This is a genomic window from Streptomyces sp. CBMA123 (assembly GCF_014596465.1).
Lineage (GTDB): Bacteria > Actinomycetota > Actinomycetes > Streptomycetales > Streptomycetaceae > Kitasatospora.
On sequence record NZ_MECK01000253.1, the window covers coordinates 1 to 7515 of the forward strand.

Annotated in this window: 7 protein-coding genes; 3 read left to right on the plus strand and 4 right to left on the minus strand. The window is 74.5% G+C overall.

Going from position 1 to position 7515, the window contains the following annotated elements:
- Positions 1–409: 409 nt before the first annotated feature.
- Both BG452_RS25615 and BG452_RS25620 read left to right on the plus strand, forming a co-directional pair.
- Complete coding sequence (locus BG452_RS25615; protein WP_188306724.1) at positions 410–616, plus strand: antitoxin; 207 nt, start codon at positions 410–412, stop codon at positions 614–616.
- A gap of 83 nt (positions 617–699) precedes the next feature.
- Positions 700–1389, plus strand: a complete 690-nt coding sequence (locus tag BG452_RS25620) for a lytic transglycosylase domain-containing protein (RefSeq protein ID WP_188306725.1) — start codon at positions 700–702, stop codon at positions 1387–1389.
- 75 nt (positions 1390–1464) lie between these two features.
- Here BG452_RS25620 and BG452_RS25625 read toward each other — a convergent pair whose 3' ends face one another.
- From BG452_RS25625 to BG452_RS25640, 4 genes are all read right to left on the minus strand, one after another.
- Entirely contained in the window at positions 1465–2094 is a 630-nt protein-coding gene (locus BG452_RS25625; protein ID WP_188306726.1) for a hypothetical protein, read from the minus strand.
- 127 nt (positions 2095–2221) lie between these two features.
- Entirely contained in the window at positions 2222–4426 is a 2205-nt protein-coding gene (locus BG452_RS25630; protein WP_188306727.1) for an RICIN domain-containing protein, read from the minus strand.
- A gap of 388 nt (positions 4427–4814) precedes the next feature.
- Positions 4815–5264: a hypothetical protein gene (locus tag BG452_RS25635; RefSeq protein WP_188306728.1), complete on the minus strand. Its 450-nt coding sequence runs from the start codon at positions 5262–5264 to the stop codon at positions 4815–4817.
- A 145-nt stretch (positions 5265–5409) separates the two neighbouring features.
- The gene (locus tag BG452_RS25640) at positions 5410–5694 is read right to left on the minus strand and encodes a hypothetical protein (protein ID WP_188306729.1); all 285 of its coding nucleotides are present in this window, start codon (positions 5692–5694) and stop codon (positions 5410–5412) included.
- Between the two features lie 366 nt (positions 5695–6060).
- Between BG452_RS25640 and BG452_RS25645 the strand changes: the two genes are divergently transcribed.
- Positions 6061–7515, plus strand: a 1455-nt coding sequence (locus BG452_RS25645; RefSeq protein ID WP_188306730.1) for a cytochrome P450, incomplete at its 3' end; no start/stop codon positions are given.

The window sequence follows — 7515 nt, forward strand, 5'->3', positions numbered from 1 at the left end:
ACGGGACGCCCGGCCCCGGCGCGCTGGGGGCGGGCGTCCCGTGCCTGGTCGGCGCCGTCACCGGCGCCGCGGGAGCGCTGGGCGGGCACGGCGGGGTCCTCGGCGCGAGGTCCCGCATCCTGGTACGGCGTTCTCGCCCGCTGGCCGGCCATGCGCACTTCCCTCGATCGTTTCGGCTGCGGCGGCGCGGCCACGCCACCGCGCGGGCCGGGACGCCATCCATCCTGTGGCGATTCCCACCGTCTACAGACCTGTAGAGGCTGGTGTGGAGCATACAAACCCATTTCAGCAAAGTCACCCGCCGCCGTTCCGCGGCAGCGGACCGCCCGGCGGGCCCTCGTTAGGATGACCATGATCCCCGCCACGTCGGCACATCAACAGGAACGCACCAAAGGAGTAGAGCGTCACCATGTTTGAAAGTCTTAAGAACCTCGCGGACAAGGCCACCGACCTCGCCCGTGAGCACAGCGACGTGCTCGGGCAGGGCCTGGAGAAGGTCGGCGACGCGATCGACGACCGCACGGACCGCAAGTACAGCGGGCAGATCGACACCGGTGTCGAGAAGGCGAAGGACTTCCTGCGCAACCTCGACGGGGAGCGGAAGCCCGCCGAATAGGGTCGAACACGCCTCCCGAGGGGCGCGGTCGACCGTACGGCGATCGAACTGGATGACGGGCGAACGGGGAGGGGCCGGCAGCGGTGAGCGAGCAGCAGCAGGGACCGCGCTGGGGGCGCTGGATCGTGATCGGCGTCCTCGCGGCGGCCGGTTGGGGCATCCTCCGCGGCGGCGGCCACGACACCGCGGCCGGCACGGCGGCGCCCTCCGCGTCACCGTCCGCCGCCGCCTCCCCGGCCTCCGGCAGCTCCCCGGGCGCGCCCTCGGCGGCTCCCTCGAAGCCCTCCGGCCGCTACGAGCCGGCCGACTACGCGGCGCCGGTGCGCCGGTACGCCGCCGAGGCCGGGGTCAGCCCCCAGCTGCTGATGGCGATCCTCTACAACGAGGCGTACAAGCCGCACGACCCGGACTTCGAACGGGCCTGGCAGCGCGGCAAACCGGACGCCTCCTTCGGCATCGCCAACATGCACCGGGCCGCCTTCGACGACACCAAGCCGGGCCGCCCGTTCGCCTCCCGTCACTGGGAGGAACTTCCGGACGACCGCGACCTCGCCGTCCAGGCGGCCGCCTGGCACCTCCACGACCTCGCGGAACAGCTCCCCGCCAAGGTGAGCGCCCCGCTCAGCAGGGACGAGCTCACCGCCCTCGGCTACAACGCCGGGGCGGGCAACATGCTCGCCTTCGCCCGGGGCGTCAAGATCGGTCCGCAGGCGCAGTCCTACCTGGACCGGCTGCGCGACAACTGGGCGAAGTCCGGCGAGGCCGTGAAGTAGCGCCCGTTAGCGGGCGTCGGGCTGGGTGGGTGCCCTCACCCGTACCGACGTTGACCGCGCGGATGGCGCGGTCCGTCAGCGGCGCCTGCGGCCTCGCAGCCAGAAGCCGGTGGCGACCAGGGCGACGGCCGCGGTGGCGGTACCGATGGCGGCCCAGGTGGTGGCGTCGTCGGTGGTCTCGTGGACGGGCGCGGCGGTGGTGGCCGGCCCGGCGGCCACGGGCGGTCCGGCGACGGGCGGGGCCGAGGCGGCGGTCGGCGCGGGGGTGGCGGCGGGTGCCGGGGTCCCGGAGGCGGCGGCCGCGTCCACCGGCGCCGGGTCGCTGATCGCGGCCGCCTCGACGTCGAGTTCGCGCTCGCCGTGGCCCAGTGAGGGGAAGGCGCAGTCGACGGCGACCTTCCAGTGCCCGGCGGGCAGCAGTTCCCGGGTGGTGTACGTCCCCGGCCGGCCCGGCACGGCGACCAGCAGCCAGGGCCCGACGGTCCGGCCGTCGGCGGCGGTCGCGGAGAGCGTGCCGGCGAAGTCCTCGGTGACCGGGTCGTGGTCGTTCTCCCAGGTGGCGACGGCGCTGACCCGGCCGTTCTGCTGGCCGGCCACGTCCAGGTGGACGGCGTCGCCGTGGGCGGCGGCGGGTGCGGCGGCGGGCAGGACGGCCGCGGTGGCGAGGGCGAGGGAGGCGAGCAGCGGGCGGGTGCGGGTTCGCATGTCGGGCGTTCCTCGGGCGGTGGGGTGAGGGTGTCGGGGAGCGGTGGCGCCGGGTGCGGCCGCCCTCGGGTGGGGGCGGCCGCACCCGCGGTGCGGGGTGGAGCGGGCTTCCGGGCCTGCTCCGGGCCTACGAGGTCTTCAGCAGTGACCAGTTCTGGTACGGCCGGTCGTTCGGCTGCTGAAGCTCCAGCAGCCAACCACCGTAGTACCACCGGTCACTGAGTCCGAGTACCAGGTCGGAGCCGTCCGCCTTGATGGTGAACCCGCTGTCACCGGCGGCGAGTTGCCACTTCTGCGCGGCGGTGTCGGCGCACGGCTGCTGGGCCACGTACTGTCCGGCGACCGGGCTCCCGCCGAGTTGCAGGCACTTGCCGGAGCGCGCGGACTTGATCCGCACCGCGCCGCTGCCGGCGTCCTCGAACTGCCACTTCTGGTTGGCGTATCCAGTGCGCTGGTAGCCGATCGCCACGGTGCCGTCGTTCATCGAGCTGCCCCACAGGTCGGCGGCCTGGCCGGTGAGGCCGTTGACCATGGTGTAGTGGGCGCCCGGCTGCGGGCGGCCGGCGTCGGCGAGGGTGCGGAAGCTCGCCGGGTGGCCGGGCTCGGCCACCTTTCCGGCGGCGTCCCGGACGGCGACCGCCACGGTGTAGCCGGTGCCGGGGGCCAGCCGGACCAGGCCGACCACGGTCGAGCGGACGGTGCCGATGGTCTGGCCGTTCAGCCGGACGTCGTAGCCGGCGGCGGAGGCGACCGGGTTCCAGCTCAGCATCACCGAGTTCTGGGTGATCTGACTGACCGTCACGTCGGGGCGGGTGTCGCCCGTGGTCGGGGTCGCGGTCGGCGACGGGGACCGGGTCGGCGTGGCGGTGGGGCTGCCGGTGGGCGTCGGGGACGGCGAGGGCGTGCGGGTGGGCGTGCCCGTAGCCGTCGGGCCCGTGCTCGGGGTCGGGGTCGGGGTGGGCGTGGGGGTAGGACCGGTGCCGGAGCCGTTGCCACCGCCGTTGCCCGCGATGAGGAAGCGGTTGTCGGCGACGTTCCAGTGGGTGGCCAGGTAACTGCCGGGCGCGGGAGAGGTGTTGTAGTAGTCGTCGTGGCCGCAGTCGAGCCGGTCGTCATGCGCGCGGTCCGGGCAGACGACTCGCATCTTCGGGTAGTAGGGGGCGTCCGAGTAGCACATCAGGTCCCAGGTGTCCGTACAGTGCCCGGCCTTGCTGGAGTTGGGCGCGCTGTTGTTCACCGCGCCCAGGTTGTGCCCGAGTTCGTGCGCGGCGGTGTGACCGCCCCAGCAGCCGGAGTCCGTCCGGCCGTACGAGGGGCCGAAGTTGCTCAGGTTGTCCTGCCCGGAGCGCTCGTCGCCGGCGAAGGTGCCGATCCCGCAGTACACCTTGGCGTCGGTGAACATCATGTACTTGCGATCCTTGCGGTTGAACCCCTGCGCGGCCAGCGCCCGGTTGCTCGCGTTGAAGTCCTGGATCTCGGCGTCGGAGATCTGCACGTTCAACACCGAGGCGGTGCAGTCGGGTTCGGTGACGAAGCGGACGTGCCGCACCCCGCCGGTCTCGGCGGCGCTGGCGTTGTAGATGACGTCGACGTCGGCGGCCCACTTCTTGAACGAGGGCAGGTACTGGGCGAAGCGGTCGTTGCCCGGCGTGTGCACGTACACCACCTGGACGCGGTTGCCGCTGCTGCCGTCACCCTCGCAGACCAGGCCCGAACCGGCGGCCGGGGCGGCGGCGTCCTGCGGGGCGGCGGCGGTGCCGGCGTCACCGAGCAGCGCCTTCTGAGCGACGTCGAGGACGGGCACGCCACCCTTCAACAGGTCGGCGGCGGACGGCGGTTGGGCGCCGGTGGGCGGGGTGAGCGCGGGCGCCTGGGCGGCCGGGGCGGCGACCGGCGGGACGTCCTTGCGGATGTCCACCTCCTTGGGCGGCGCGTCCGGGCCGTGGCTGCACTGGCTGCTGCCGGTGACCTCCAGCATGTTGCCGCAGCGGTCGCTGGACGGCAGGTTCAACCCCGCGTAGACCAGGCCGCGGTCGGGCTGGTCCTTGGGTATGGACTTGGGCGCGGCGGCCTTCTCGTCCCGCTTCGGGGCGGGCGCCCTGGTGGCGCCCTCGGCGGTGCCGGTCTCCCCCGGCCCCCCGTCGTCCGCGACCGCGTCGACCGACGCGTCCGCCACCGTGACGGCGCGGTGCGCCGCCCCCGGCTCCAGGGCGGTGCGCAGGCCCAGCGTGCCCGCCACCAGTCCGGCCGCCACCGCCACGGCGACCAGGGCACTCCTGCGGGTGAGCCTGCGGCGCCTGCGCCGACGGAGCTCACTGCTCCGGTGTCCCATCGCGTTCCTTTCCTCGTGCGATGGTCCGTGCCCCTGTGATGCGAGGCCCGGACCTTCCGACACGAGGGAGAGCGGCCGGAGCATCCGGGAATAACAGAAACCTCTTGCGAAATTCCTGGGCGCGTTCGAGACCGTGGACACGGCGGACCGGCGGGAGCAGGAACGTGCGGGCAGGACGATGCCCAGGAGCGCACTCGGGAGGTGCGCGCTCCCCGACCCGGGGTCGCGGCGACCACCCGGCCGGGCCCGGGGTCTGCGACCCCGTCGGCCGTGGCGAGATGTCAGCCCCCTCCCCGGCCCGGGACCAGTGCCCTGACCAGGAGAATTTCCGCCCCGGACACGCGATCGCCGCACGGCGTACGACGACTGGTCAGATCGAGCTGATGCCTCAGGCCGCGACCTCGATCCGGACCGGCCCGCCCACCGCCGCTTCACCAGCGAGCCTTCGCGCCGCACAGCCGCCGTGCAGCCGGGCCAGCCCGGCCGCGAGCACCGCGCGGTCCCCGGCGAGCCACAGCCGCAGCGCGGCGGAGAGCGCGGCACTGGCCGGTCCGGCCGACGGCCCGCCGGTGCGCACCAGCCGCTCGCCCAGCAGTGGCAGCAGGTCCGCGATCGGGGCGGGCAGCCAGAGCGTCACCGCGCAGGGCGCCGGCCTGGACAGCACCCGCAGCAGCGGCAGCGCCGAACCGTCGTCGTGCAGCGCCGGGATGACCTCCAGCAGCCCGTCTACCGCGACCCCGGAGACGTCGCCGCCCTGGCCGCGCGCGAGGTCCCGGAGCAGCGCCCGCTCGGCGGCGGTGATCCGGACGGTCAGCATGACCTCGTCGTCGCAGTCCATGGTCCCGGTCCCCTGTCGTGGAGTTGGTGGAGTCTGGAGGTGGTGAAGCCTTGGGCGGTGGAGCCTTGGGCGGTGGAGCATGGGGCGGTGGAGCATGGGGCGGGGGCCCGGGCGGTGAAGCCTGGGCAGCGCGGTCGCGAGCGGATCAGTCCCGTGCCGGGGGGATTCCTGCCCCGCGACGGCCGTCCGCTACCGGCGTTATCAGGCCGTAGTGCCCGTCGTCACGGCGGGACCGGGCCGGGCCGGTGCCGTCCGGTTCCACGTCCGCCTGGGCGAGGGTGAGCCGCAGCCGCAGCGCGTGGGCGTCGGGGCCCAGTGCCGGCGCGGTGTCCTGCGCCCGGGCCCGGGCGTACCCGGCGTCCTCGCGCGGCAGCTCGCCGCGGATCTCCACCCGGACGTCGAGGGCCGGCCGGGGGCGCAGACGGGTCATCAGGTTCCTCCTGTTCCGCCCACCATGCTGGCCCTCGCGCGACCGTGCGGCGAGGGTCCAAAGACCCTGCCGCGCGGGCCGGGCGCGCACCGCCGGGGCGGGGGATCGGCGCAGGTCAGGCCGGACAGGGGCCGCTCGCGGCACCGGTGCCGCGGAGCGCTCCGACCGCCGCCGGAGTGATCGTCCGTTGGAGTGATCCGCGCGCGTTCGGCACAACGCCCGCCGGACCGGCGCGTTTCCTATGTCGTGCGCCCTCTGTCCCCCGGCGCACGCGGGGTCCGCATTCGTCGGCCCCGCCCCCCCGGCCGGCCCGCCGGTGCCCTTCCCCGGTACCGTCCGCACCGGCCTCTGATGAGAGGAAGTGTCATGCCCCTGCCGACCCAAACCCTGCTGGCAGAGACACAGAAACGAATCGTCTCCCCGAGAACCACGCCACCCTCCGCACCCACCACCCACGCGGCCGTCCCCCCGCTCGCTCCCGGCGCACTGCCCGGCCTCGGCCACGCCGCCGCCCTGCTGCGCGACCCGCTCGGCTTCCTCGGCTCACTGGCCCGCCACGGCGGCGTGGTCCGCATCCGGCTCGGGCCACGCACCGTCTGCGTGGTGACCGACGCCCGGCTCGTCCACACCCTGCTCGTCGCGCTCGCCCACGACTGTCCGCGCGGCGCCGTCCAGGACACCCTGAAGACCGCCTTCGGCGACGGCCTGCTGATGTCCGAGGGCCAGGCGCACCGCGACCGCCGCCGGATCATCCAGCCCGCCTTCGGCGCGGACCGGATGGCCGGGTACCTGAGCGTGATGCACCAGGTCACCGAGGAGCGCGCCGGACGCTGGCGGCCCGGTCAAGTCCTCGACGTGGCCAAGGAGATGAACCACCTGGCCCTGGAGATCGTCACCCGCTCGCTGTTCGGCGCCCGGCTCAGCGAGGACGCCACCCTCGCCTTCCACCGGGCGCTCCCGGACCTGGTGAAGGGCCAGATCGTCCAGTCCCTCTACCCCCACCCGGCCTTCGCCCGGCTGCCGCTGCCCGTCAACCGGCGCTTCGACGCCGCCGTCCGGGTGCTCAACCGGGTGGTCGACCAGGCCGTCAACGGCCGCGCCGGCACGGCCCGTACGGAGCGGCGCGGGGGCACCCTGCCGGCCCTGCTGCGCGCCGCCACCGACCCGGCCACCGGCCGCCCGCTCACCGAGGCCGACGTCCGCTCCGAGGCGATCACCATGTTCGGCGCCGGCACCGAGACCGTCTCCACCACCCTCACCTGGCTGCTGGACGAACTCCTGCGCCACCCCGAGGTCGAGGCCAGGGTCCTCGCCGAGCTGGACGAGCACCTGCCGGCCGGCACCACCCCCACCCCGGAGGCCCTCGCCCGGCTCACCTACACCCGCAGCGTCACCCAGGAGGTGGTGCGGCTGCACGCCCCCAACGCCTTCCTGATGCGCACCGCCCAGGTGCCGGTGAACCTCGGCCCCTACCGGATCCCGGCCGGCACCGAGCTGCTGTACAGCCTCACCGCGCTGCACCGCGACCCGGTGCGCTACGACGAGCCGCTGAGCTTCCGGCCCGAGCGCTGGCAGGACGGCGGCGGGCTCGGACGGCCGTCCTTCCTGCCGTTCGGGGCGGGCAAGCACAAGTGCATCGGGGAAGCCTTCGCCTGGGCCGAACTGACCGTCGCGGCGGCCGCGATCCTGCGCCGCTGGCGGCCGGTGGCGGTGCCGGGGGCCCGGGCCCGGGAGGTGGTGTGGACGACCGTCCAGGCCCATGGGCTGCGGGTCCGGCTCGCGCCCCGCGCGGACGCCCTCACGGCGGCACACGGCACCGCG